1 protein-coding gene is annotated in these 463 nt (G+C 68.5%); it reads left to right on the top strand.

What is annotated here, in order from left to right; genetic code table 11:
- Positions 1-445: flagellar hook-basal body complex protein (locus ACSFA2_RS25475; RefSeq protein WP_435458119.1), on the top strand; the 445-nt coding region annotated here is incomplete at its 5' end.
- Between the last annotated feature and the right edge of the window lie 18 nt (positions 446-463).

Below are 463 nucleotides of genomic sequence, written 5' to 3'. Positions count from 1 at the left end.
CGCATCGGTGTCGGGCGTAACGCAGAACTTCACGCAGGGCGTGACGCAGTCGAGCAGCCGTCGGCTGGACGTGGCCATCCTCAACGGCGACGGATTCTTCCGCCTGAGCAGTCCCAGCGGCGAAGTCATGTACTCGCGCAACGGCCAGTTCACGCGCGACAAGGACGGCTACATCGTCAACGCATCGGGCCTGCGCCTCACCGGCTTCGGCGTGAACGCCAGCGGCGGCATCAGCGGCGGCACGCCGGCGGCCATCCAGATCCCGACCGCGGCCATGACGCCCAAGGCCACGAGCGGCATCAACGCCGAGTTCAACCTCGATGCGCGCCTCACCACGCCCACCAAGACCCCTTTCAACGCCGCCCACCCCGACCCCTTCAACCCCCCCAACGACGGCGGCTCCATCTTCGACAACCCCACCCACCCCCCCGACGTCCCCGTGTAGCTCGACCACGCCAACCCC

It is taken from the genome of Variovorax cryoconiti, assembly GCF_051216395.1.
Taxonomy (GTDB): Bacteria; Pseudomonadota; Gammaproteobacteria; order Burkholderiales; family Burkholderiaceae_C; genus Variovorax.
This window is presented reverse-complemented; position numbering and strand designations above follow the sequence as displayed.